This window comes from Caballeronia sp. DA-9, assembly GCF_051615025.1.
Taxonomy (GTDB): Bacteria; Pseudomonadota; Gammaproteobacteria; order Burkholderiales; family Burkholderiaceae; genus Caballeronia; species Caballeronia sordidicola.
Genome location: NZ_CP195132.1, coordinates 35478 through 60212, shown reverse-complemented (window position 1 = coordinate 60212; position 24735 = coordinate 35478). Strand labels below are relative to the sequence as shown.

21 protein-coding genes and 1 pseudogene are annotated in these 24735 nt (G+C 57.7%); 11 read left to right on the top strand and 11 right to left on the bottom strand.

Going from position 1 to position 24735, the window contains the following annotated elements:
- Positions 1-20: 20 nt before the first annotated feature.
- The 4 genes from ACRWA7_RS06545 to mhpA form a co-directional block, all read right to left on the bottom strand.
- Positions 21-269: a YciI family protein gene (locus ACRWA7_RS06545; RefSeq protein WP_438391963.1), complete on the bottom strand. Its 249-nt coding sequence runs from the start codon at positions 267-269 to the stop codon at positions 21-23.
- 145 nt (positions 270-414) lie between these two features.
- Positions 415-1278 carry an intradiol ring-cleavage dioxygenase gene (locus ACRWA7_RS06540; RefSeq protein WP_438391962.1) on the bottom strand — a complete coding sequence of 288 codons (864 nt, stop codon included), beginning with the start codon at positions 1276-1278 and terminating at the stop codon, positions 415-417.
- Between the two features lie 48 nt (positions 1279-1326).
- The gene (locus ACRWA7_RS06535; protein ID WP_438391961.1) at positions 1327-2385 is read right to left on the bottom strand and encodes a maleylacetate reductase; all 1059 of its coding nucleotides are present in this window, start codon (positions 2383-2385) and stop codon (positions 1327-1329) included.
- Between the two features lie 15 nt (positions 2386-2400).
- Positions 2401-4011: a bifunctional 3-(3-hydroxy-phenyl)propionate/3-hydroxycinnamic acid hydroxylase MhpA gene (gene mhpA, locus ACRWA7_RS06530; RefSeq protein WP_438391959.1), complete on the bottom strand. Its 1611-nt coding sequence runs from the start codon at positions 4009-4011 to the stop codon at positions 2401-2403.
- A gap of 207 nt (positions 4012-4218) precedes the next feature.
- Here mhpA and ACRWA7_RS06525 point away from each other — a divergent pair, with 207 nt between their 5' ends.
- Complete coding sequence (locus ACRWA7_RS06525) at positions 4219-4911, top strand: TetR/AcrR family transcriptional regulator (RefSeq protein WP_438391958.1); 693 nt, start codon at positions 4219-4221, stop codon at positions 4909-4911.
- A 676-nt stretch (positions 4912-5587) separates the two neighbouring features.
- On the opposite strand, the gene ACRWA7_RS06520 is transcribed toward ACRWA7_RS06525, so the two are convergent.
- The gene (locus tag ACRWA7_RS06520; RefSeq protein WP_438391957.1) at positions 5588-7681 is read right to left on the bottom strand and encodes a putative bifunctional diguanylate cyclase/phosphodiesterase; all 2094 of its coding nucleotides are present in this window, start codon (positions 7679-7681) and stop codon (positions 5588-5590) included.
- A 633-nt stretch (positions 7682-8314) separates the two neighbouring features.
- Between ACRWA7_RS06520 and ACRWA7_RS06515 the strand changes: the two genes are divergently transcribed.
- Positions 8315-8701, top strand: coding sequence for a hypothetical protein (locus ACRWA7_RS06515; protein WP_438391956.1), 387 nt, complete (start codon positions 8315-8317; stop codon positions 8699-8701).
- A gap of 38 nt (positions 8702-8739) precedes the next feature.
- Here the strand turns inward: ACRWA7_RS06515 and ACRWA7_RS06510 are convergent.
- A pseudogene (locus tag ACRWA7_RS06510) lies at positions 8740-9314 on the bottom strand (hypothetical protein); the annotation flags it as partial.
- A 167-nt stretch (positions 9315-9481) separates the two neighbouring features.
- Between ACRWA7_RS06510 and ACRWA7_RS06505 the strand changes: the two are divergent.
- From ACRWA7_RS06505 to ACRWA7_RS06480, 6 genes are read left to right on the top strand one after another with little or no spacing between them, the layout of a single operon-like run.
- On the top strand, positions 9482-10237 hold the full coding sequence (locus ACRWA7_RS06505) for an ABC transporter substrate-binding protein (RefSeq protein ID WP_438391955.1): 756 nt from the start codon (positions 9482-9484) through the stop codon (positions 10235-10237).
- A gap of 46 nt (positions 10238-10283) precedes the next feature.
- On the top strand, positions 10284-10928 hold the full coding sequence (locus ACRWA7_RS06500; RefSeq protein WP_438391954.1) for an amino acid ABC transporter permease: 645 nt from the start codon (positions 10284-10286) through the stop codon (positions 10926-10928).
- Entirely contained in the window at positions 10925-11677 is a 753-nt protein-coding gene (locus ACRWA7_RS06495) for an amino acid ABC transporter ATP-binding protein (protein WP_438391953.1), read from the top strand. Before ACRWA7_RS06500 ends, ACRWA7_RS06495 begins: the two co-directional genes overlap by 4 nt.
- 36 nt (positions 11678-11713) lie before the next feature.
- Positions 11714-13051 (top strand): LLM class flavin-dependent oxidoreductase, encoded by a 1338-nt coding sequence (locus ACRWA7_RS06490; RefSeq protein WP_438391952.1) that lies wholly within the window; start codon positions 11714-11716, stop codon positions 13049-13051.
- Positions 13052-13086: 35 nt separating this feature from the next.
- A complete protein-coding gene (locus ACRWA7_RS06485) occupies positions 13087-13626 on the top strand; it encodes a helix-turn-helix domain-containing protein (RefSeq protein ID WP_438391951.1) in 540 nt (179 codons plus the stop codon).
- 34 nt (positions 13627-13660) lie between these two features.
- Positions 13661-13915, top strand: coding sequence for a hypothetical protein (locus tag ACRWA7_RS06480; RefSeq protein WP_438391950.1), 255 nt, complete (start codon positions 13661-13663; stop codon positions 13913-13915).
- A gap of 93 nt (positions 13916-14008) precedes the next feature.
- On the opposite strand, the gene ACRWA7_RS06475 is transcribed toward ACRWA7_RS06480, so the two are convergent.
- On the bottom strand, positions 14009-14215 hold the full coding sequence (locus ACRWA7_RS06475; protein WP_438391949.1) for a hypothetical protein: 207 nt from the start codon (positions 14213-14215) through the stop codon (positions 14009-14011).
- Between ACRWA7_RS06475 and hisI the strand changes: the two genes are divergently transcribed.
- Positions 14214-14882, top strand: a complete 669-nt coding sequence (gene hisI, locus ACRWA7_RS06470) for a phosphoribosyl-AMP cyclohydrolase (protein WP_438391948.1) — start codon at positions 14214-14216, stop codon at positions 14880-14882. The genes ACRWA7_RS06475 and hisI overlap by 2 nt on opposite strands.
- Before the next feature lie 63 nt (positions 14883-14945).
- Here hisI and ACRWA7_RS06465 read toward each other — a convergent pair whose 3' ends face one another.
- The gene (locus tag ACRWA7_RS06465; RefSeq protein ID WP_438391947.1) at positions 14946-17045 is read right to left on the bottom strand and encodes a TonB-dependent receptor; all 2100 of its coding nucleotides are present in this window, start codon (positions 17043-17045) and stop codon (positions 14946-14948) included.
- 1110 nt (positions 17046-18155) lie between these two features.
- On the opposite strand from ACRWA7_RS06465, the gene ACRWA7_RS06460 reads away from it, so the two are divergent.
- Positions 18156-19247: an IS630 family transposase gene (locus ACRWA7_RS06460; protein ID WP_438391946.1), complete on the top strand. Its 1092-nt coding sequence runs from the start codon at positions 18156-18158 to the stop codon at positions 19245-19247.
- A 967-nt stretch (positions 19248-20214) separates the two neighbouring features.
- Here the strand turns inward: ACRWA7_RS06460 and ACRWA7_RS06455 are convergent.
- The gene (locus tag ACRWA7_RS06455; RefSeq protein ID WP_438392824.1) at positions 20215-20601 is read right to left on the bottom strand and encodes an IS66-like element accessory protein TnpA; all 387 of its coding nucleotides are present in this window, start codon (positions 20599-20601) and stop codon (positions 20215-20217) included.
- A 704-nt stretch (positions 20602-21305) separates the two neighbouring features.
- Between ACRWA7_RS06455 and ACRWA7_RS06450 the strand changes: the two genes are divergently transcribed.
- Positions 21306-22483 (top strand): IS3 family transposase gene (locus tag ACRWA7_RS06450; RefSeq protein WP_438391945.1). Its coding sequence is split into 2 segments (ribosomal slippage): positions 21306-21573 and positions 21573-22483, totalling 1179 coding nucleotides; the frame shifts between segments, so codons are not numbered across the junction.
- Positions 22484-22828: 345 nt separating this feature from the next.
- Here the strand turns inward: ACRWA7_RS06450 and ACRWA7_RS06445 are convergent.
- Together ACRWA7_RS06445 and ACRWA7_RS06440 are read right to left on the bottom strand one after the other, a co-directional pair.
- Complete coding sequence (locus tag ACRWA7_RS06445) at positions 22829-23956, bottom strand: alcohol dehydrogenase family protein (protein WP_438391944.1); 1128 nt, start codon at positions 23954-23956, stop codon at positions 22829-22831.
- Positions 23957-24404: 448 nt separating this feature from the next.
- Complete coding sequence (locus ACRWA7_RS06440) at positions 24405-24698, bottom strand: DUF4148 domain-containing protein (protein WP_438391943.1); 294 nt, start codon at positions 24696-24698, stop codon at positions 24405-24407.
- Positions 24699-24735 lie beyond the last annotated feature (37 nt).

The window sequence follows — 24735 nt, the reverse complement described above, 5'->3', positions numbered from 1 at the left end:
TCGAGGCCACCTCCATAGAACTACGCCGGCTGCGACTCGTTCCGTGCATCACGGTAGAGGTGCTTCCCTCCCGACTGACGTTGGCGCGTTATCGTCTGGAGCAGCACATCAGGCCGTGACTGAAATCCCGCCTTTTGCGCCCAGCGGGTGACAAAGGCATGTACCGCGTTGATCGCGTAGACTCCTGTCTTGCTGAATGGCACGTTCGTGATCCAATCAAGTGCGGCTTCTCGTGAACGGAAATCAATTACCAGCAAGCTACCGAACATCTCTCCTTGCCGCCATCTTTCGTCAGTGGGCTGAAGGCGATCCGCTCGACCACTGCACCGACGTAGGTCATGTGATCCGGTCTCAAACGCTGGCGCACGGTGCCACAGTCAGGCTTGTCCATTATCACGAAAGCGAACAGCATTCTTACTCGGCGGAATGCTGACCAGCAATCGCCCGCGTCAGCACGAAATCGAACGGCGAACGCCAAACCGTTCTGCCGTCGTTGACCCGTTCGAATGGCGCCAGCAACGTTCCCTTAACACCAAACACGGCGTCGGACGTGATGTACGAATCGTCGCCAACGAACGTGTGCGTCACGACCTTCTCGAACTCGGGAGCCGTCACGATGAAGTGCATGTGCGCCGGCCGGTACGGATGCCGACCGAGTGCGCCTAGCATCGTGCCGACGGGGCCATCGTGTGGAATGGGGTAAGACACAGGCTTGATGCCGACGAAGCTGTATCGTCCATCCGCACCGGTCGTAAAGACGCCGCGATTGTTCCATTTGGGCTGAATGTCTGGCTGCTGGACGTCATAGAAACCGTCCGCGTTGTCGGACCACACATCGAGGCGCGCGCCAGCGACGGGATTGCCGTGCAGATCAATTACCCTCCCCTCAAAAAGACAACTCTCGCCTTTTCCGTCGGATGAGATGGTCGTGCCCATTTCCCGTTCCGGCGCGCCAGCAACATGGAACGGGCCGAGCACGGTATTCTCCGTCGCCCCGACCGGGCGGTGATGATTGATCGCATCGACTAGCATTGATACCCCTAGCGTATCGCTCAGCAGGATGAACTCCTGCCGCTCCCCGGTGCAGATCTGGCCCGTCCGTGTCAGGAAATCGATCATAATTTCCCACTCCGACTGGGTTAGGTGGATATCCTTGACGAAGGCGTGAAGATGTCGGACGAGCGAAGCCATCACTTTCTCCAGCCGTGGATTGATTTCCACTCCCATACGGGCATTGACGGTCTCGACGGAATCCTCTTCGGTAAAGAACTGGGACATGCTCTATATTCCTTTGTGAATTTATTGACGTAAGCGTGCTGCCGATCATCATTCTGGCCGCACGCCTTCCCAGGCGCGTTGCAACAGCGAACGGACCGCCTCTCGCTCAATCGGACGAGGATTCCAGTACGGGTTCTTCACCGCGAGATCGGCGGCAACGTCAAGTTGCGATTCCTTGAGGCCGAGCTCCCGCAGTGCGAGCGGCGCACCGAGCGACTTCGCAAAATCATAAAGTCCGCCTCCGATCGAGCCGCCAAACAGGTCGGCCAGCGGTTGCAGTGCCGCGGCAGCGGCCTGCGCGTTGTATGCCGCCGAATGCGGCAACACGATTGCGTGTGTTTCCGCGTGGGGCAGGTCGAAGCTTCCACCCAGCGTGTGACAAAGCTTGTGATGCAGCGACATGCCGACGGTCCCAAGCACGCAGCCACACAACCACGAACCGTAGAGCGCGTTGGTTCGGGCGGGAAGGTCCTCCGGCTGCTTGACGATGACACGCAACGCATCACGCAACGCACGCACACCCTCCACTGCCATCAGCGACGAAACCGGATTGCGATCGCGTGCGTAGACCCCTTCGACTGCATGCGCCATCGCGTTCAGACCGCTGGTCACGCTCATCGCCACCGGCAGTTCGATGGTCAGCGTCGGGTCGTAGATCACGACCTTGGGAAGAATCTTCGCATCCCGGACGGTGGTCTTGATGCCGTTCTCGGTTTGCCCGAGGATCGGGGTGACCTCCGAGCCCGCGTAGGTCGTCGCTACCACGATCTGCGGTGCATCGTTGCGCCATGCGATGGCCTTGCCCAGCCCGATGGTCGAGCCGCCACCGAGCGCGACCACGCAGTCCGCACCCAGCGCTTCGAAGGCTGCCATGGCCTTGAGCGTGACGGCGACCGGTGTGTGCATGGCCGCTTCACTGAAGATGCCGCCCGCCAGCGGGCCGATTCGCTCGGCCAGTTTCTGCGCATCGGCGCGCTGGAACGGCGTGGACAAGATCAGCGCGCGCTTCGCGCCCAGTCGCCCGATCTCGTCCGCGACGGCGTCGATCGTCCCCGACCCAAACAGGATGCGGCCAGGGTTGATATCGAAAGCAAAACTCGGGATCATCGATGCACTCCAGACTCAGGCGATTTCACGGACATGGAGATGAAGCTTCGACATGACCTCGTCAAAACAGCGCCGCAGTGTTTGCGGGTTGTTCGCGGTGGCTGCAACATAGAAATCTGGCCGCAGGATGACGTACTTCGCATCAATGCCAGTCAGCCAGCGCGCGTAGGTGCCGTCAACGTCCACGGCATCGCAGGAGGTCCCGGGCGCACCAATCTTCGCGGTCCTGCCCTCCAGCAATGCCAGTTGCTCAAGCTGTCCGCTGCTCAGCGCCGCTGCTGGTTCGACATCCAGGCCGAGGACGAACCAGCCTTGTCCGATGGCCTGATCGAAGCGGTCCCGCTTGCCGTTTGCCTCGACCACTCCCTGGACCGACAACTCTCCAGCGTGTGACGAGTCGGCGCACCAGATGCCCGCGCCGAGATGACAGATATCGGTCGGGACCGGCTGGTTGTTGCGGGCCGCTAGATCGGCTTTCATCTTCGCGTCCCGTTCGGCGGCGTCCATCTCGTCCACGATACAGATGATCTTGCCCAGTTCCTGGCTGAATTCGATGTAGTGCTTCGCATGTTCCAGACGTTCGGTGGTGTAGCTGTCCAGCACCGCGTCACCTATCCTGCCTTCGAGAATGGCGTTCAGGCGCCAGCCCAGCGCCAGCGCGTCGCGCAGGCCTGCGCACATCCCCTCGCCCGCGAACGGCGGCATCAGGTGCGCGGCATCACCCGCGATCGCGCAGCGGCCGCGGTTCCAGACCTTCGCCCAGCGTGCCTGGAAGCGATACACGGCACTGCGTTCCAGCTCTGCGTTTCTCGGCGTCATGCCCCAGGGCTTCAGCAGCGTCCACGCACGCTCCGGCGTCTGAATCTCTTCGACCGACTCCCCAGGCAAAACCATGAACTCCCAGCGGCGGCGGCCCGGCCCGCCGGGAACAATCGTGGTCGGTCGCTTCGGGTCGCAGAGCTGCCATTGCGCAGGCTGCGCCTCGTACCTGTTTTTCGGGAGGACGTCGAGGATCAGCCAGTCGAAGAAGTAGCCCTTGTCCTGGGATTCGATGCCAAGCGCCTCACGCACGAAGCTGTTGGCGCCATCAGCGCCCACCACGTATTTGGCGCGTAACACCCTCGTCTCGCCGTGCAGGCTGGCCTCCTGGGGCGTCCGCTGAATGGTGAGATCAACGCCTTCTGCATCCTGGCAAAGCGCCGCAGATTCCCAACCACGCAGTTGCGTGACGTTGGGAAGGGAGTCGACGATTTGCGTCAGTCGAGCCTCCAGGTCCGGCTGGTTGAACCAGTAGCGCACGCGCCACCCAGACGCAGACTGGCTCTGCCAGTCGACGATCTGCAAGTTCTCACCCTCGGTGTTCTTCCAGTAGTAGAGCTCGTCATGGTACGTAATCGCCGGGTCGTGCTCCGAGTCGATTCCCAGCGTGGCCAGGATGCGCGCGATCTCATGATCAAACGTCACCGCGCGTGGCCGACCATATGCTTGGGACCAGCGCTCGACAAGTGTGACGCGCTTGCCGCGTTGCCCCAGCAGGACGGCGAGCAGCGTGCCCACGGGTCCTCCGCCAACGATTGCTACGTCGATGTCGCTGTGATGGTCGACGCAAGAAACTAGGGTACTCATGTCTGTCTCCTTATTCCGATGAAAGCGACGGCGGTGTCAGCGACCGCGTGAATCGCCAAGACACTCCATGAGACAGAATGTAAATCAAAACTGAATCATCGTCACATATGGTAAACACTCAGATTTGGCTGGCTCTCATAATCTCGATGCGCGCGTAGGGCGCATGCGTACCCGTGCTCACCTACAGGCCTCCGTATTCAGGTTAGAATGATCGTCAATAATGAATTACGGCAACTTTTTATGAACTCATTGACAAAACAGATGGAAACGCACGGACGGGTGGCGCGCAGGCAGCGGCGCAATCGCGAGGCCTTGATCAAGGCTGCAGGCACGGTGATGACCGAAAAAGGAATTGATGCGGCCACCATGCTGGAGATTGCCGAGCTCGCTGACGTCGGAGCGGGGACGGTCTACAACTATTTCAAGTCAAAGGACGAGCTGGCGATCGCGGTGCTCGAAGAAATGATGCATGAGCTCGCACTACGGATTGAAAGAGCCACCGCTACCGTTGAAGATCCGGCAGAAGTCTATGCGTTCGGCGTGCGCACGGTGCTCGACGCCGCAACGACTGATCTCAGCTGGAAGCAAATGCTGTATCGTTCGGAGGTCATTGCCGATGCGCTCTTCCGACGCATGGGTCCCTTCGCCATACGCGATCTACAACGCGCGGTTGCAGCTGGGCGTTTCCACGTGCCCGATCCGGCGCTCGTATGGCACCTGACCGCACATGCTATTGTCGGCGTGAGCCTCTCGATCACGACTGGGCGCATCCCGAACGAGGCCAAAGAAGAAATCGTGGCCAGGTTGCTTTGTATGACCGGCATTGGCGTTGACGCTGCGAAAGCACTTGCTAGACGTCCAAGGCCTGCCGCCGTAGTCAAGGGGTTGAACCGAGATTGAGTTCATGGTGATACAACACGATGCCTGAACGTAGTAACTGAGTCAGTCGCGGATTGGCAGCTTGTTTCAATCGGAAGAGCAGATCAGTTCTCCTCAGGGTTGATGCATATTTGTACACCGCGATTTAAAAGACTCTTCCCCGTGTCAGGGCTAGTGGTCTTCCGTACGAGGCGTGACGAAGCACGACAACGAAATCTTTGGCATGCGCGAGAGGTTTGCCTAACCTTGTCCGAGACAAGACACATCCGATTTGACCTCACGTACGCAATTCATGCCGGCTTAGTCCGCATTAAAGTCGCAAAAAAAAGTTTCTGACCGCTCGGAGTTGGACGGATTTTCTGCTCTGACATACGCTCAACGTCTCTCCACATCGAGATCGGACGACCTCAGTTCATTGGCAAGTGCCGTGACGACCCTGTCTGGGTTCGGTACTCGTGCTGAACGCCAACGCCTGCCACAATAGAGACGCATTTCGCTGATCACTTGCGGCGTTCTCACACTCGAGCTCACGTCAACCACAGTGTCGTGCTATGCGGACCAACGCACGCGTACCGGACGACATATCACAAACCGGGCACAGACGACGGTATGGTTTATGGGCCTGTACTTGCTTGCCTGATGAACAACACTAGATGCCACCCGATGGATCGCCAACAGGAACGCCGAGTCTCTGGCATCACGATATTTCCTGGGAAGGTTCGTGCGGGTCCGCAGTCACCAGAAACCTTTCAAGTTCAGCGGCTGGTTGTGGACGACAGAGGAGGAAGCCCTGTAACGAGTGACATCCCATCCGCGTCAACAAATCCTGTTGCGCCCCCGTTTCCACCCCTTCCGCAACGATGTTCAGGTGGAGCGTCTGCCCCAGCGAAACAATCGCAGAAACAATTGCGCCATTTCCAGCATCCACACCCAGATCGCTGACAAATGCACGGTCAATCTTCAACTCGCTTGCCGGAAGACGCTTGAGATAAAGAAGACTTGAATATCCGGTTCCAAAATCATCGATTGCAATCCGTACGCCCAATGTTCGCAATTGCTGCAGTATCTGCATACTGGCATCGATATCGCGGATTGCAGTTGATTCCGTAATCTCGAGCGTCAAGGAGTCCGGCGCAAGACAATACCGCTGCAACGCCGCGCTCACCGTGGATATCAGGCGGGGATGACTGAACTGCAGCGCTGAGATATTGACGGCCACTGTCAACTGGGGCCAGGCGTCCCGCTGCCAAAGCCGAAGCTGCCGGCATGCCTCGTCAATCACCCACTCGCCTATCTGGATGATCAGGCCGGTGCGTTCAGCCAGCCCAATGAATGCATCGGGTTCAACGATTCCGCGTGTCGGATGGTTCCAGCGCAGCAGTGCCTCGACTCCGGTGACAGGCCCACTTGGGGCCGTGAATTTGGGCTGGTAGTACAACATCAGTTGTTTGCGTTCGCATGCGAGCCGCAAGTCTTGTAGCAGCATCAGATGATCCTCGCTACTCGCGTGCATCGATTTCTCAAAAAAACGTGCCTGACTGCGTCCCTGGGATTTTGCGTGATACATCGCAATGTCAGCGTTTCTGATGAGATCATGCGGATTGTCACCGTCACGCGAATAAAGCGCGATTCCGATACTGACTGAAATCCTGAGTTCTTGACCCACAATATTGAATGGTTCGCTAAGAACAGCCACCAGCGACTCAGCGATCGTCGTGGCATCCTTCGCCTCATATACCTTTGCAAGCAGCACAAATTCGTCGCCGCCTACGCGCGCCACCACATCGCTGGGACGTATATTCGCGCGGATACGGTCGGCCACCTGCGCAAGGAGGGTGTCACCAACATGATGACCGAACGTATCGTTGACGGCCTTGAAGCCATCCAAATCCATGAATAGCGTGGCGAATGTGAGTTTTCCGGCATCGGCTCCATCGATTGCCTGCCTCAGACGATACTCAAGTAACAGCCGGTTCGGCAACCTGGTCAAGCTGTCATGCTGCACCAGGTGCGAAAGTTCACTGTTGGCCTGGGCGAGCGACGTCGACAGTATGGCGGTACGGGTCTCGAGTCGCATGTCGAGGATAGAGGTGATCAAAGCCACCGCCAGCACCGAAATCGTGACAACGATGATCGGTATCGCCAGAGAGGCCGCATGCAGGCCGCTGTCGGCAGCCCCGCAAACAGCGCCCACAGGAAATTGAGCTGCATGCATGCCTGTGTAATGCATCGCGACTATCGTCGTCCCCATCAGGGCGGCTGCCACCATCCGGACATGACGAACATGTTCCCCATGGCGGCGCAGATGGAACGCAGTCCATAAAGTGAGGGCTGCAGCAAGGACGGCGATCGCGACAGATAGCACGACGAGTGACGGATCATAGACGATAGCCGGCATCATCTTCATCGCAGCCATACCGGTGTAATGCATGGCAGCGATGCCCGCGCCAAGTAGCAGCGAACCGAGCAACAGCCGTGACCACGGCAGGTTCCGTCGACTGCCAAGCCAAAGCGGAAGGATCGACGACGCGATCGCAATCGCAAGCGAGAGCAGCGTCAACGGCAAGTCATAGCCGAGTGTCATCGGCAGGCTGAAAGCAAGCATGCCGATGAAATGCATCGACCAGATGCCGAACCCCAGTGCAAGTGCGCCGCCAGCGAGCCACCAGCGTGCGGCACTGGCTGCCGCGGTGCTGATACGGCCAACCATGTCCAGCGCGGTGTAAGAGGCAAGCATCGCCACTAAAAAAGAAAACAGCACCAGCAAGCTGTCGTAACTTCCGGCTAGCATCCCGATCTTCCTTCCGTCATAGGTACTCCGTCACCTTCTTCACATAATCAGAAAATCGCGAACTCCCAGGTGGATCGCGTCGCAAACAACGGCAACTGGCGAAGCCGGACAACGGATCGGCGCGGATGACGCACTGTTGTTCCGCAAAACCGAGCCCACCTTCGAGGATAGGAACATGCGGCGCAGTCTGGCGCAAGACCTCAGAGAGGCTTTTCAACATTTGATAATTCACGCATTACTGGCGGCGTCCACTCTGCCATATCGGCATCCTGAACAAATTTCTTGAGATATCCCGTCCCGCGCGACACCTGCAGATAGAAGCCGTGCCCCGCTCACAACTGGAAGTCAGGGAAAAACCGAGCTTCACCGATACGATATACGGCCGTAAACCCTATTGAAAACCGGCTAGAACATCCGACGTCGTTGGCGCCCTGAAATCCGACCTTTACCGGGCCGCAAGCGAAGGGCAACGTTTGATCTGGCGACGAAAGAAGCGATCGTCTCGACAGAGTTGCTTTGTCGCCGCGCGCAGGGTGGATGAAAGACCTGCTGGGATACGCGACAGAATCCGTCATTGGCACAAATGCATCCATGACGCACTAGCGAAACACTCAATAGAGGTTGGAAATGTCAATGCCGTCGGTATCTGAAGCAGTCAAGGCAAATGCGCTTTTGCCAGTTGCCCGTTCGGGCGATCTGATTATGTTCCTGACCCTGCTAGGATCGGTAGCGGCGGCACTCGCGATTGGCCAGTACTTCGGCGATCTGGCTTTCGCCTTTACATGCAGCGCGGTTCTACTGACCTTGGGAAGCGTGGCGCTTTTCGCCGCTCGTGGCAGGTCGCCTGCAAGGCTTGCCGTCACGGCCGTCAGCCGCAGCATAACGACGGGTTCTGATCTTACCGCGTCCATCCGTGAGCAGGCGCGGCAGGCGAAGTCCGATATGGACTCTTCCTCGTTTGCAAACTCGCCATCTTCGGGCTTCCGGGTATCGATCGCTCACGTAGGCGTTGTTGCGTAAATCGAGCGTGAAGACACAGCTTCCCCGTGATCTTAAATTCAAGCGATGCGAATGGACTGAGGGCCTGGTACAAGTGCCGCCATTCGGCTCACGACGCCGACGCGGATCGCCATCTCGGTCGCATGCGAACCGATACGGCCCGACCACTAACGATCACCCGTAAGTATCTTAGAACGGTTCTGGGGATCTTTGATTGTAAGTAGCTTCATAGTCCCTTGCAGTCAAGGATTTGCGTCCAACCAGCCGAAAATATGTATCTAAAATAGGCGTGCCGCTGCGCTTCTTACATTCGCGTCGGCCGTCTCGCGCGATGTCTCTGATCGCCTTGTTGTGCCAGCTTGCGCCGGGCGTGTGCTTAGGCCAAGGCTTTGCCCCTTCGCGAGGCGGAATCGAGGGCGTGGCGCAGCGCATGGCTATCGCTACATGGCAGTGCTTTGTATCGTGCGCACCGTCATTACCTGTCGTGTCGATAGGTTTGTCTACGGGGATCTGGCCCAGCAGCGCGGGTAATTCGCTCGCGTCATCGGCGCTCTGATGCGTCACCAGTGCTACGCACCTGATCGGTGTTCACGCCCGGTCCGAGATCGACCTTGCGCCAGATGCGCCGCTTCGACTAGACGTGCGTCAGCCCCGCACAAGGGACGTTCAATATATTGAAAAAGCTATAACCATAGGTGAATTTGTCGCTTTGGCCGGTAAGGGCAGCAACGCATAATCAACCGCACTGCGCCCCTTGGCTCTTTCCATGGCAAGGTCGTTTAATCTTCTCACAACCTCATCGTGCGAAAGTCTCTTTTAACGTTCATCACCGTTATCGCGCTTGCTGTCAATGCATGCGCGGCCCATGCCGACAACATTCTGCGTGTGGGCACCACGCCCGCTGGCGCGCCCTTTACTTATGTCGATCTGGCCACTGGAGAAACCAAAGGTTTCATGGCCGACCTGGTTCGTGCCATCGCTCAAGACAATCACTTTGAGGTCACGCTCGTGCCAATGCAATTTTCCACGCTGGTGTCGGCGCTGTCGGCCAACAAGATCGACATCATTGCGGCATCGATCTCGCCGACGGAAGAGCGCAAGAAGGTCGTGAACTTCTCGCAAGAAGTCTACACGTATGGCGAAGGTCTGATGGTACCCGCGTCCGATACGAAGACTTACACCACCGTGAAAGACCTCAAGGGCGACCGGGTCGGCACCATCGTCGGAACCGACTATACGGATGTCATGCGTGGCACGGGGGTGTTCAAGGAGGTCGTGACGTACGACAGCACGGCGGACATCATGCGTGACATCGAAGCGGGCCGGCTAAACGCGGGCTTCGGCGACTATCCTGTTCTCGCCGACCGCTTCGCGCATGCGCGCTATCCAAAGCTGCGTCTGGTCGACACCTACCAGCCCATTGCAGTTGGCCTAGGTATCAGCCTTGCCGTGCGCAAGGACGAAGGCCCGCTGCTTCAACAGATCGATGCATCGATCAACCGCTTCCGAGAAGATGGCACGCTCAAGAAACTCCTCGCGAAATGGAATCTGAAGTGAGCCGGTTTGCAAGCCTCCGTCTTGGTTCGATGAGCCGCGGATAAGCATGGAATTCATCGAAGAATCGCAGCGGTATCTGCCGATGTTGCTTCGCGGTGTCGAACTGACGCTCGAGGTCTCGCTGGGTGCGCTTCTGCTGTCAACAGCGCTGGGTATAGTGCTCGCGATGATGCGCATTAGCGGGAGTCCGTGGATATATCATCCGGCAAAGTGGACCGTGGCCGTGACGCGCGGATTGCCAGCGATGGTGCAGGTCTACTACGTCTATTTTGTGTTGCCCGACTATGGCATTGCACTGACCGCGTTCGCGGCAGCGGTCATCGGACTTGGCGTCGCGAACGCCGGATTTCAGGCAGAAAATTTCCGCGCCGGCATCGAAGCGGTCGACAGTGGACAAGCTGAGGCAGCCGATTCGCTCGGCATGAAGTGGCACGTCAAGATGCAACGCGTGATTGTTCCGCAGGCCATCAAGGTGATGCTACCGACCTACGGAAACAGCATGGTCAGCGTCCTCAAGGATTCGTCGCTGGCTTCGACCATTACCGTGGCGGAGTTGTCCTTGCAGGGCAAACTGCTTGCCGCCTCGACGTTCGAGAACACCACCGTCTTCACGCTGGTCGCGCTGCTTTACCTGTGCATGTGCATACCATTGATGGCTTTCAATCGCTGGCTGGAGCACCGAACCTCGTGAATACCCTCATTTCAATCGACGCCATCTTCAAGTCATTCGGAGACCGTCAGGTGCTTCAAGGCATCGATCTGCATGTCGAGCGCGGCGAAGTCGTCTGTGTGATCGGTCCGTCCGGTTCGGGCAAATCGACGCTGTTGCGCTGTATCAACGGGCTCGAAACCTACGAATCGGGCAAAGTTTCGATCGACGGCATCAAGGTCGATACCCGGCACCGAAATATCCGTGCGATGCGCGCACGAGTCGCGATGGTGTTTCAGCGCTTTAATCTGTTTCCGCATCGCACGGCACTCGAAAATGTCACCGAGGGGCCGATCTATGTCCTCGGGGAGAAAAAGCGTGAAGCGGAGCGCGTCGGCCGCGAGATGCTTCGTCACGTGGGCCTTGAAGACCGCGCGCAGGCGTTTCCATCGACGCTGTCAGGCGGGCAGCAACAGCGCGTGGCGATCGCCCGCGCGCTGGCCATGAAACCCGATGCAATTCTCTTCGACGAACCGACCTCCGCGCTTGATCCCGAACTGGTCGGCGAAGTGCTTGCCGTCATGCGAACGCTGGCCAACGAAGGCAAGACGATGGTCGTCGTCACTCATGAAATCGGCTTCGCTCGCGAGGTCGCGGACCGGGTCGTCTTCATCGATCACGGCAGGGTCGTCGAGCAGGGTACCGCGCAGGCCGTATTCAATGAGCCGAGCCATCCTCGCACGCGCGAATTCCTTCGCCGGGTCAATCGATCGGAAGGTGTGAGCGTCTGAGCTGCGCAGTCCGACACACTCAAGAATGAACAGAAAATGAGCCACACCAAGCAGATGTCTCTAGGCGTATTCGTGCAGAGTGCCGGCCACCACATTGGCGGGTGGCGTTTGCCGGATGCGGAATCGGGCGGCGAGAACGTCGAGCTCTTCAAGCGGATCGCGCGAATCGCAGAGGCAGGCCTATTCGATCTGCTTTTTCTCGGCGATTCGCTCGCGACTTCGGAAAAGAGCTCGCCGTCGCTCGTTTCCCGATTCGAACCGATGACCATCCTGTCGCTACTGGCGGGCGTGACGTCGCGACTCGGGCTCGTTGCCACCGCCTCTACGACCTACGGCGAACCGTACACGCTCGCACGGCAGTTCGCATCGCTTGATCATCTGAGCGGCGGGCGCGCGGGATGGAATGTCGTCACCTCGTCGAGTGCATCCGCCGCGCTTAACTACAGCCAGGCCGAACGGCAGACACCGGACGCGCGGTACAGACGAGCAAACGAATTCGTCGAAGTCGTCAAGGCGCTATGGGACAGCTGGGAAGACGATGCAATCGTGCGCGACAAGGCAAAAGGTAAGTACCTCGATCCATCGCGATTGCATCGCGTCGGGCACGCTGGCGAGCATTTTCAGATTCAGGGGCCGTTGAACATATCGCGGCCGCCGCAGGGGCATCCGGTGATCGTCCAGGCCGGTTCGTCGGAACCAGGGATTCGGCTCGCGGCACGCACGGGCGAGGTCATTTTCGTAGCTCACGCCACGCTTGCCTCGGCCCGTTCATTCGTTGCGGCGCTCACAAAAGCGTTGGAAGAAGCCGGCCGGCACCGCAGCGATGTGCGCGTCATGCCGGGCATCATGCCTATCGTCGCGGATACGCAGGAAGAAGCGAAGGCGTTGGCCGCGAAGCTGGAGGACAACATCGATCTTCCGATTGCGCTCGCGGTGCTCTCCGGAGAACTGGGCCACGACATTTCCACGTATCCGCTGGATGCCGCCATCCCGGACTTGCCACCGACTCAGGGTACGGTAAGCCGCCGTGCGTTGCTGCTCGAGATGGCCGCTGCAGACTCGCTGACGCTGAGACAGCTTGCCTACAAGGCCGCCGCATCGCGCGGGCACTTTCTGTTCGTCGGCACGCCCGAGATGCTCGCCGATCTCCTGCAAAGCTGGTTCGAAGCGGGCGTGGCGGACGGCTTCAACATCATGCCGCCGTACTTTCCGGGTGGACTCCAGACCTTCGTCGATCACGTCGTGCCCATTCTTCAGCAGCGAGATCTTTTCCGCACTGAGTACGCTGGAACGAAGCTGCGCCAGCATCTGGGATTCGCGAAACCCGAGAATCCGCATACTGCCATCCGGGAACGGCAGCTTTCGCCAAGCTGATGAATACGTTTGGTGCCAGACTTCGCAATATCCGTATGAGCAAGGCGTTGTCGCTGCAGGCGCTGGCGTCACAAAGCGGTGTGTCGGTGGGCATGATCAGTCAGATCGAGCGCGATCTCACAAGTCCGTCGTTGCGCACGGTCGGCTTGCTGCGCACCGCGCTCGGCGTTTCGATGACGCGCCTTCTCGAAGGCAGCGTGACGGTGCACGGCGAGCCAGCGGCCAAATTCGAGCGAGTCCGCCGCGCGAGCCAGCGGCTCCGGTTCGAAGTGAGCGAGGGCGGGTTGACGAAGGAATTGCTGTCGCCGCCCGGAGATTATCAGCTTCAGTTCATGTTGGTTCACTTCCCTCCGCATTCGGCGTCGGTCGACGTGCTGGTGGGCATCGGCGAGAAAGCAGGACTCGTCATGAACGGTTCCGTCATGCTCATGGTGGACGGACAAGAGGAAAATCTCGACGCAGGCGACAGTTTTCAGTTCGACAGCCGCCTGCCGCATCAGGTCGCGAATCGATCGACGGAGCAGGCAACAGTGTTATGGATAATGGACGTCGAGCATGACGTCCAGCGCACCTAGAAAAGGCCGGAGAATGTCACAAAGGAGGAACGTTGTGGGCCTGGTCATCCAGTCGGGCGATTGGAACGCAATTGAAGAATGGAAGTTCCTGTTTGCCGAATTCCTGCCTGATCTACATGGGTCCCCTTGGGAATCCAAGCAGATAGATATTTCTGGCATTCACTACCCGCTCGTTTGGAAGCCGACCACTGGAAGGCTAGTGCAGTTCCTTTCGCTCGGGGTGATCATGAGCAGCGCCATACACCGCCCCGCGCGTCACGCCTGCTTCCTTCGCGATCTCATCGAGTGAGATGTGCGTCGCACGAGCAGTGGTGGTACTGCATTGAACAGGAGTGTGGAATTCCGCTGACGCCTGGAGTTTACCTCGCAGCGGCTCGCAGCGTTACGGTAACCTGTCGTCGATGAAACCCGACGCGTTATCCGTCTTTATGGCGAACATCACTGGCAACGCATCCTTGGATGGTTTGATGCGGCAAGCAAGGTTGCCGGCCAAACGAATGACGCCGATGCCGATGTCGAACGCACGGTAAAAACCATTCCGTCGTGATGGACGATCCCCTTGGGAAAGCAGGCACGACGGCAGGATCATGGGCAACGTAGTGAAATTTGAGCCGAGAACATCGGTGGAACAGGTCGAGGAAGGTCTTGCACTCGCGCCGAAGTTCGACGGCGATGGCCTGATCCGCTGCATAACGACAGACGCTCGCAGTGACGAAGTCCTGATGCTCGGTTATATGAGCCAGGAATCGCTCGAGCGCACGATCGAGACCCGACGGGCGCACTACTGGAGTCGCAGTCGTCAGGCGATCTGGTCCAATGGCGCCACGAGTGGACTCACACAGACTGTCGTCGAGATGCGCATCGACGACGATCACGACGCTGTCTGGATTAAAGTCGATGTCGGCGGCAGCGGCGGGAGTTGCCACGTAGGGTACCGAAGGTGCTGGGTACCGAAGGTGCTGGGTACCGAAGGTGCTTTTATCGCACCGTCGATCTGTCGGCCTCCTCGTTACGCTTCGCTGAAAGCAGCGGGACGTTCGATCCACTCGTCGTCTACGCGATGCGCCCAATCCCACTCGACTTTAACGTCGATAAGAGGCCCCGCTCTTGCGGAGTTGCCATACCGCTCGCCAACGGTCATCGGCGCCGAGTTCGTATCCCAAGCACCTCCTTGCGCAGCCGCTCCGTCCCCAACTATCGCGCAAGATCTTCGACGGACCGCTGCGCCAACGATGACCTCTGGATTGCACGGATAAACGGATGACCGAAGAAATCGCCGCCAGGCTGGCGGCGTTCTTCTGTCATTGCCGGATCCCGCGTCAGAACGTAGTGCGTAAGCCCACCATCACACTCCGACCACCCTCGGGCGCGATATTGCGCACAACGGAACTCGCGTACCGGATTTCCTGGTTGGTCAGGTTGTCGCCGCGAACGTACGCCAGCCAGTTGGTCGTACCAACATGGAACTTATAAGTCAGGATAAGTCCCAGCTTCGTGTAACCATCCGTTGACAGATCGTTTTCAGGAACACGATGCTGCCCCCAGGCGTGGACCATTTCCGCCCGCGCGCCGAACGGCCCGTAAGTGTAGTCGAGGGCCACAGTCGCGCGCAGCGGGGAGATGCGCGGCAAGGGTTCGCCTGTATCCATATTACGCGCGTGCGTGTAGTCCGCGACCAACTCGACGTCAACTTGGTGAGCGCCCTTCTGGAACACGCGCCACTTGCCGTCCATCTCAACGCCGTAGAACTCAGCACGCACCCCTCGAAAGACGGCTTCGTTCAACGCGTCGTCCGTGCCCGGCGCCACGACCTGATCGTCGTCATCGACCAGACGGCCCGTGTTGAATTCGGTCAAGTAGTTTTTGTAGCGGCTGTAAAACACGCCAACGCTGCCCTTGTTGACCCCGCTCGCGAAGCGCAACGACAGATCGGTTGAGATGGCTTTTTCCTTCTGTGCGTCCGGATTGCCGATCAGGTACTGACCGGTCGCGTCATGCGGGCCATTTGCGTACAACTCATACAACGCTGGCGCGCGCTCCGAGTAGGCCACGTTACCCGCCACAGCCCAGGCCGGCGTCAGCTTGTACAACGCACCCAGCGACAGACTGACTGCGTTGAAGTCACGATCCGTCGAGCTGGCGAATTTTTCATTGCCTGCCGCCGTCGGCTCCTGCTTGACATGTTCATAACGCACCCCCGCGCTCAGCTTCAAGGCGTCGGTCACCGCCCACTCTTCGAGACCGAAAAGCGCCACGTTAGTCGTTTGCGTCGTGGGCACGAGCGCTTCGTCGCCCAACGCGGAGAACGTGTTCTGACTGACCTGCACCCCGATCGCGCCTTCGAGCGGCCCAATCTTTTTATGCCGTGCTTCAATGCGCGCTTCGTAGCCGTGGTTACGGAACGTGGTGCTCGTCTCGCCGTTGTCGATTTCCTTATGCTCGTAGTCGGTATAGCCGAAGTCGAATTTTAACTGCGAGAACGGTCCTTGCAGATTTCGTACTTCGGACGCAAAGGCCACGTGATCCTGATGCATGCGCAGGCGTACCTCATCCTCCGCGACCGAACCGTAGTTCGCTTCATACCCGTTGTAGGACAGACCAGCATAACCATCCGCCCAGGTGTACGAAGTACCTACCGCGCCGCCGTGCCAACGTCCGTCGCTGTTTGGAAGGCTGCCGTACGCCTCGTCAGCGTCAGGGCCATCGAGCGCACGCTGGCGATCCGAATGCGCGAAACCCGGAATGCGCTCCTTATTGGTTTCGCGATCAAATGCATCCACATGGAAAGCAAATTGGCCGGTGCCACCCTCCACTTGCGCCGCACCTGCGCGCGCGTTATTGGCCCCACCGTAGCTAGCGTCGACCGCTCCTGTCACACCCTTGATCGGCTCACGCGGAATACGATTATCGATAGTATTGACGACGCCACCAATCGCATTGCCTCCGTAAAGCAGAGCCGCCGGTCCACGAATGATTTCAACACGTTCAATGCTCAGCGACTCTTGCGGGACGGCGTGATCGTAAGACAGCGATGACGCATCCCACGCTGCGACACCGTTCTGCAACAACCGGATGCGATCGCCATCCATGCCACGGATGATCGGGCGTCCCACCATTGGACCATAGGTCGTGGTCGACACGCCGGGTAGTCCATTGAGCGTTTCACCGAGAGAGTCGCTCTGGCGCCGGGTCAGCGCATCCCCGTAAAGTGCCGTGGCCGGCGCAATCAGGTCCGCGTCACCCAACGGGTTGCCAGTTACGAAAACCGGCGTCAGTGACTCACCTAGTACCGAAGTTGGACCCGAAATGGTCGTCGAGTCCTGTGACTGCGCATGGGCAAGCGCGGCCAGCAAGGCCAGGGAGAACGGAGACAGACGACGCGCGCCTGGCCCGAAAGTACTTGGAAGATTCCGGATCACGGTCGTTTTTGGAGTAGATCAACATAAAAGAACTGGATAACCTCGCAATTCATGACATGTTATAACATATCGTTACGAATTGATTACTCTGCTACGAGATCAGTCAGTGCCCACATCGGAGGATTTCGATGGCACATTACGATGCCTTCAATTATTACGTAAGCCTTCAATTATTGCGTTATGCTATAACATTACTTACTGTTGGTAAAGTCAGGTATGGCAAACGAAAGACCGGACCCCTCGACCGCAAATCTACCCGGCACAACAGAGCGCACCGCTCTGGACGCCCTCCAAGCGCGTTGCGAGACCAATGGGCAACGCCTGTCGCTTTTGCGCCGACAAGTGCTTGCTCTGCTCCTTCGTCACGGGGGACGGGCGACCGCTTATCAGCTCATCGACGACCTGCCATCAATGGGTAGACGCGCTTCTCCGCCATAGGTCTACCGCACCATGGATTTCCTAATCAAAGCTGGCGTTGTAAAACGCCTCTTCGCGACCAATACGTTCGTTATCTGCGACGACGCTGCGCGCGACGTACATACGATTTTTCTGGTTTGCACGATATGTGGTCCGACTGTCACGCTGTAAAGCGCACCGCTAGCGCGCGTGATCAGCCGAGCGGATCAATCAGCCAGCTGCAGCGTGGCCAGTCAACAGACAAAGGTGAAGGAAGTCCGCGGCAAGCGTCTACACGCGCATCAGCACCACGCCCCCTCCGATTTGCCAGCGTCCGCATTGATTGAGACTAGTAAATGACAGCGGACCTTGGCAGGCGCTGCATCACGCCGTGTCGGTCTGTCGGGAAACGGCGTTGATGCGTGCCCGTCTCGAACTCGGCTCTCTTTATACGCGGCCGACCGAGGTTCTATTTTTCATACGCACTACATACTGATATCAGAACCGTCCAGCGATTCGTACGAACGAAAAGAGAGAACGCGCTGCGAGATCCTCGCCACCTCTTTACCTTATTTTGGGCACGAAGGTGAAAAAACCACTACAGAATACCCCGGCGAATTTCCCTTTGGCGGCGTTGCACTAGTGTTCCGTTCTGTTGTTAACTAATCTATGTTCACGTAGCATGCTGGTATCAACGGAACGGGAGATACCAGCATGCCTATGGGACGACCGAAGGCCGAACTGGTGTTGAGTGAAGATGAGCGCTCGCAACTGATTTCGATAGCGCGTTCGCGCTCGATTTCGGCGGCGCTGGTGACGCGTGCGCGCATCGTGCTGGCTGCCGCTGGCGGTGAGCCCAACAGCGCAATTGCCCAGCGTCTTCAACTCACGCGTGCCACGGTGGGCAAGTGGCGTATCCGGTTCCTGGAGCATCGCATCAACGGGCTGTATGACGAAGTACGCCCCGGTAAGCCGCGCACGATTGACGATGAGCGGCTGGCTCAACTGATTCACAAGACCTTGCACACTAAGCCAGCGGATGGCTCCACGCACTGGAGCGTGCGCACGATCGCCGCCGAAACGGCTATCTCGCCGACGAGTGTGCACCGTTACTTCAAGTTGCTGGGCCTGCAACCGCATCGCAGCGAAAGCTTCAAGCTCTCGACCGATCAATTCTTCATCGAGAAACTGCGCGACGTGGTCGGCCTGTACCTGAGCCCACCGGAGAACGCATTGGTCCTGTGCGTGGACGAGAAGAGCCAATGCCAGGCGCACGAACGCACGCAGCCCATGTTGCCGATGGGTTTGGGCTACGTCGAAGGCGTCACGCACGACTACGTTCGCCACGGCACCACGACACTGTTCGCCGCCCTGAATGTGCTCAACGGCGCAGTGCTCGCTACCTGCAAGCCTCGTCATCGGCATCAGGAGTTCCTGTCGTTTCTGCGCGAAATCGACAAAGCCGTACCGGCTGAGCTCGACGTGCGCTGCATCGTGGACAACTATGGCAGTCACAAGCATCCCAAGGTCAAGGCGTGGCTGGCAGCAAAGCCCCGCTGGCACATGCATTTCATTCCTACCTACAGTTCGTGGCTTAACCAGGTCGAACGCTTCTTTGCGCTAATCACCGACAAGGCCATCCGTAGGGGCTCGTTTGGCTCGGTCAAACAACTGATCACACGTATCGATCAGTTCGTTTCCCACTACAACGAAAACTGCAAACCATTCATGTGGACCGCTTCCGCCGATTCCATCCTCGAAAAGCTACACAGACTTTGTTCGCGAATCAGCGGAACGGAACACTAGCTTGTCATGCTAAATAGCCGCAAACTTCGCCTGAACCCGCCTGTCTTGCTTGGTGGGAACGGCGGTGCAGCTTTTACTGAAATCACTCAAACAAACAGCTAACAGCAAAGCGTAAGCTTACCAAACCTTCATTCTCCGCCTCGACAAGCCGGCGACACCTTGAGCTGCGCCGCCGGTCAAGGCAATGGTAATACCCGACGTTGCACGCTTTGCTGGAGGCTCAGTCGGCATGATGCTAGGTTTTACAAGTACACTTTTTCGCAATCTCGTCGGATTAGTGGCCGATCATAGACCGCCGCCAGCACGGAGTGCTGTGGAGCGATACGGTGATCGTCGTGCCAAAGTGAGCGGGGAGGACGGCGCCAGCTAGCGATGATCAAATTGAATCACCGCGACGATATAGGCCGCACAGTGCCACAAAGGGGACAATCTAGAGCCGTCTGACGATCGACGGTATCAGGCGTCGCGTCCCCATGCCCTTCTTGTTCAAGCGCATCGTGGTGCTGTGATCGAACACAAGCTGCTCGGCCGCGTTGAACGTCGAGCAGTCCTGCAGGCGCAGCGCGACAGCCGTCCGATCTCAGACTCGCGATCGCGTACGCATCGTGGTGCGGCGGTACGCAAACCCGACCTCTTGCCCGGCACCAAGAAGCAGCGTGAATTGACCCGAGACGAGCTGGATCAGGCAATCATGCAGATCGCGCAGCGGACACGGCTCCTCAACGCCTGGCCACAAGTCTGGACGCACTCGCCGAACGGACTGAGGAACCCTGCGGTTCAAGGCTCTCCTTCAACACCATGTGAATTCAGATCGTTAAACAAAGACTCAAACCGACAGCTAACTACGACAGTTGTATTTTGGGACAGTGCTTTGTGTGTGTCGAGGATCATGTTAGTTATGTTAAAAAGAAATGTGACGACGATGACTATCTGTAACCCATGTTAGCTTAGGCGGTACACCTTTAGCCTAGCGTCGAGCCTGAACATCGCATCGCCTCAGCGTCTCGATTATCGCCGATACCAGCGGCGCATCCTGTTCGGAACAGTCGAGCCGTAGAGTAATGCCGTTGGGCATTTCCACCGTCAACTGCGGGCACACTGGCGGGCGGGACGATGCGCGCATGGGCTCGAGGGACGAGTCTGTCACGCCTGTCTGCTCAATCACTTCACGGCGTCCGATTGTGAAGACAAGTACGAGCGCCGACACCGCGGCAAGCGTCGGCACATCGTCGACGACTTCCGTTGCCGCGGCCGTACCGTTGCACTGTTGATGCAGCTTGATCCACCGGCGCAGCAAGTTAACGTTTACACCGGCCTGGAGCGCCAACCCAGCCACCGACACGCCGGGTTGCAGACAGGCCTCGACAAGCCTGCGTTTGGACTGCCGGTCATAACGCCGCTTGCCGTCGCGCCCGACAAGGGGTCACAGCGAGATGAGTCGCATCTAAATCTGTCTGAGTCATTGCGTGTCCAGTCTTAAATTAATTGAACAGCACCCAAAAGGGTTGGACAGGTTAACCTTAGTGATGCCGATATTTCTTCCGATACTCGACTGGGTGGAACCTCCCCGATCTCAGCGTGAATCGCTCGTTGTTTTGATATCGGAGGTACTCTTTCAGTCCCGCCTGTAGCTAAAGCTTAGCGCGCATCTCGCAGACGTTGCGAACAATGTCGTTGACGCTCAGCGGATGAAAGTACGGAATAGTTGAGCCGATCGTTCGCATCTTTTGTTTTCGCGTGGCTGGCGGCCTGCTCAACGTATGCCGCAACCCTTGCGCGGGTCCGCACAGCCGGTCTAATATCCGGGAATAAGACGCCAACTGATCGACCACTAGATACTATGTAAGGGGCCAGCGAAAGCGAATTTTTCCGGTCGGGCTACTTACGTTTCGGATGCGTCCTCTGGTGGCACAAGAAGCGCCGGTTAAGCAGCGTCGGAGTGCACCTTGTGCTTGTCGTAACCTTTGATGCTGCTTTCAACGTTCAAATTGTAGTGGTCTAATTTCCTCGGACAGGTCGATAGGCGGACAATGCTGAATCGATGAGGGAAAAGAGTAAATGACAAAAAGGCGCCGACAATTTGACGCCAGCTTCAAGCTGGAAGTGGTACGTATGGTAAGGGACCAAGGGTTATCGGTGGGCGAGGTTTGCCGGTCGATGGACCTTGTTGAGACAGCCGTGCGTCGCTGGGTGGCCCAGTACGACGCGGAGCGTGCCGGCGGCCCCGGAGAGGGTAAGCCGCTGACGGCCGAACAACAACGCATCCGGCAACTCGAAATGGAGAACCGGCAATTGCGCGAGGACGTGTCCATACTAAAAAAAGCGTCGGCCTTCTTTGCACGGGAACTGAAGTGAGCTATCGAGTGGTCGCTCACTTGCAAGAGAAGGCCGTCTCGGTCAGTCACGCGTGCCGGCTATTGGAGGTGAGTCGCTCGGGCTATTACACACACCGGCAGGCGCGGCCCAGCCCCGAGCGTGTGCAAGAGCAAACACACGTCAGGGCGGCCTTCGCCGCCAGCGGCAGGAACTACGGTAGCAGACGTGTCATGCATACGCTGCGAGCCAAGGGACTGCGCATTGGGCGTCATCGCGTGCGTACGCTCATGCGCGAAATGGACTTGCGTACGAACTGGAAACGTAAATTCGTTTCGACCACCGACAGTCGTCACACGCTGCCAGTGGCCGAGAATGTGCTGGACCGGCAATTTGAGGTGGCACAGCCCAACCTGGCGTGGGTGTCCGACATAACGTACATCCGCACCGCCCAAGGTTGGCTTTACCTGGCGGTGGTGCTGGACCTGTATTCACGCAAGGTGGTGGGCTGGGCGATGGCGCCGACCATGCCGGCTGGATTGGTCGTCTCGGCACTGGATCAAGCCTTGCAGCAACGTCGCCCAGCGCCAGGATTGATACTCCATTCGGACCGTGGCAGCCAGTACGCAAGCGACGAGTACCAGGCCTTGCTCAAGCAGCATCGCGTGGTTTGCAGCATGAGTCGAAAAGGCAATTGTTGGGACAATTCTGTGATGGAGAGATTCTTTCTGAACCTGAAGATGGAACGCGTGTGGCAGAGCCAGTACGCCAACCACGATGAGGCACGGCGCGACATCAACCACTACATCGTCGCTTTCTACAATCCGGTGCGCTTGCACTCGACTTTGGGCTATCTGTCGCCCAGCGCCTACGAGGCCAAAATGACAGTAAAAGTACCTAACAACCTGTCCGAAATAACTTGACCACCACAAATCAAAAATGTTGTGTGGCGAACGAGTCGATCTATCGCCCCGACGGTCCTGCCGGATCGGGAAACAAATCGTTCCGAGCCGATATCTGTCAATGGCCGACGACGAGACCTTCCTTTGATATATCGCCAAAGAATCAAACGCGAACACTACGGAGGTTTCAGCCAGGCCCCTTCTAATGTCCAACGGATCTTCCAAGATGATTTGATCAAAGCGATCGGTTTCGGCAAGCGCATAGGGCAATGGCAGGCTCGTTCGCTAACGGCATCTGCTGCACCATGTCACGGGTGTTGGGTACATGTCATTCATTTATAGTTCGCTTGTTCTAACCGCAGTTTTTCACGGAATAATGAGCACGAGCTTGCCAGCGACGGACTTCGACAAAAACTCTTTTTGGGCTGAAACAATATCTCTTAAGGGATAGGTCTTGCCCACGAACGGACGAATCTCTCCGTGCTCGATATAAGAGATGAGATTTTCGAACACCTGGTCTTCTTGAAACGTGCAGCCGTAGAAAGTCAGATCTTTTAGGTAGAGCGTCCGAATATCAAGCTCTACAAGAGGGCCAGCGATTGCGCCTGCGACAGCATATCTGCCGCCCAGTTTGAGAACCTCGAGAAGCTGCGGGAAGTCAGTGCCAGCGGCGACGTCTATAACAACATCTACTGTATTCTTTCCGATCCCCTCGCTGATGCTTTCACCGCGCGTGTGAACTCTGTTCGCGCCGAGCTCGCGAATGCGCTTCGCTTTATCTCTGGCCGCCACAGCAGTAACGGATGCGCCACGACGCTTCGCGAGCTGAACCGCTGCAGAACCGACTCCACCAGATGCACCTGTGATAAGTACGTGCTCACCTGCACGAACACCTGCTCTATGCAGAAGATTCTCGGCAGCGGAATAAGCGCAAGGTATCGAGGCAAGTTCCACGTCTGTCCAAGTGCAGTCAACTTTATACGTCTCGCACGACGGAGCTTTCGTGTATTGCGCGAATGCTCCGTCAATCTCAGAGCCCAAGGTCCACGTCTCCCAAGGGCGGTAGTTCACGTATGATCTAAGCACGTTCCCAATAATGACTCGTTCCCCGACACGCTCCTCGGAAACCCCTTCTCCCACGGCAACGATGCGTCCGCAACAATCCGCACCTTGGATACGCGGCAACGACAAAGGTACGCCGGACCAGCTGGCATCAGCGTCGTCGATCTTATCGAAACCCGCTGCCCCGCCTTCGCCGGTTCCGCTTTTCACGGCTTTAGAATACCAGCCGATACGAGTGTTGACGTCAGTGTTATTGATACCGGCGGCCGAGACGCGAATCAAAACCTCTCCTGCTGCCGGGATTGGCACGGGGATGTCCGTCCGAAACTCGAGTTTCTCGAACCCACCGTGCCCGGTCAGGACAACGCCAGTCATCAACTTTGGGATGGCGGTCCTCTGCAAGAGTGGGTGTGTAGTATTCGGCGTATCCATAGAGTCTAAGCTCCAAATCTTCGTTGAACCACGGACGCACGTATCGATTGCGAAGCAGCGTTACCACTGATCACAGCGTAAAGTCAACAAACATTGGACTGTTTGACGATTCGCCGTAATGGCCTGCTTCCTACACGTGATCGGTTTAAAATTACGCTCAGCTCACTGGACCTCATAGACCTGCCAACAGTGCACGTGCTGATGGAGTTTACGGATAGGAAGCGATAGCCTGGCATGGGCTATCGACAACCAGAATTGCGAATACACGCATCGGAACAATCTTGATCTCATACTGAACCGCTGCCTGAGATGCCATCCTCACTAATTACCCGACCACGCGCATACCTTGATGGCACGCACCTCCGTGTGTGCGCGCTGTTTCGCTCTCAAGTTCTTACTGTTTCGGAAACGCGTCGCCCCAAGCGCCTGCGGCACGATTGATCACGACTCAAGGGCTTGATGCAGCTTTTTCCGCTCCCGCTTTGTGTTCAGCATTCTGCAGGTTTTCGGGATACTTCGTCCGGTCCTCAGTGGGGTCATACCCATTGTTCTTCAGCTTACCGAGCTCCACGTTTTTCTTCGTTCGAGCAACCTTACGATCGGCTTTGCGATGCGCCCGCTCGACTTGCTTCGGTGTAGACACCGTTGCATCGCTTGTTTGCGCAGTCGTCGTTTGCGACGTCAGCGCGACCACCGCAGTCATGAGAGCGACTACGAGGGTCAGTTTTTTTCTACTCGGCATATTTACTCCTCAGTAAGCATTGACGATTAATCGAATT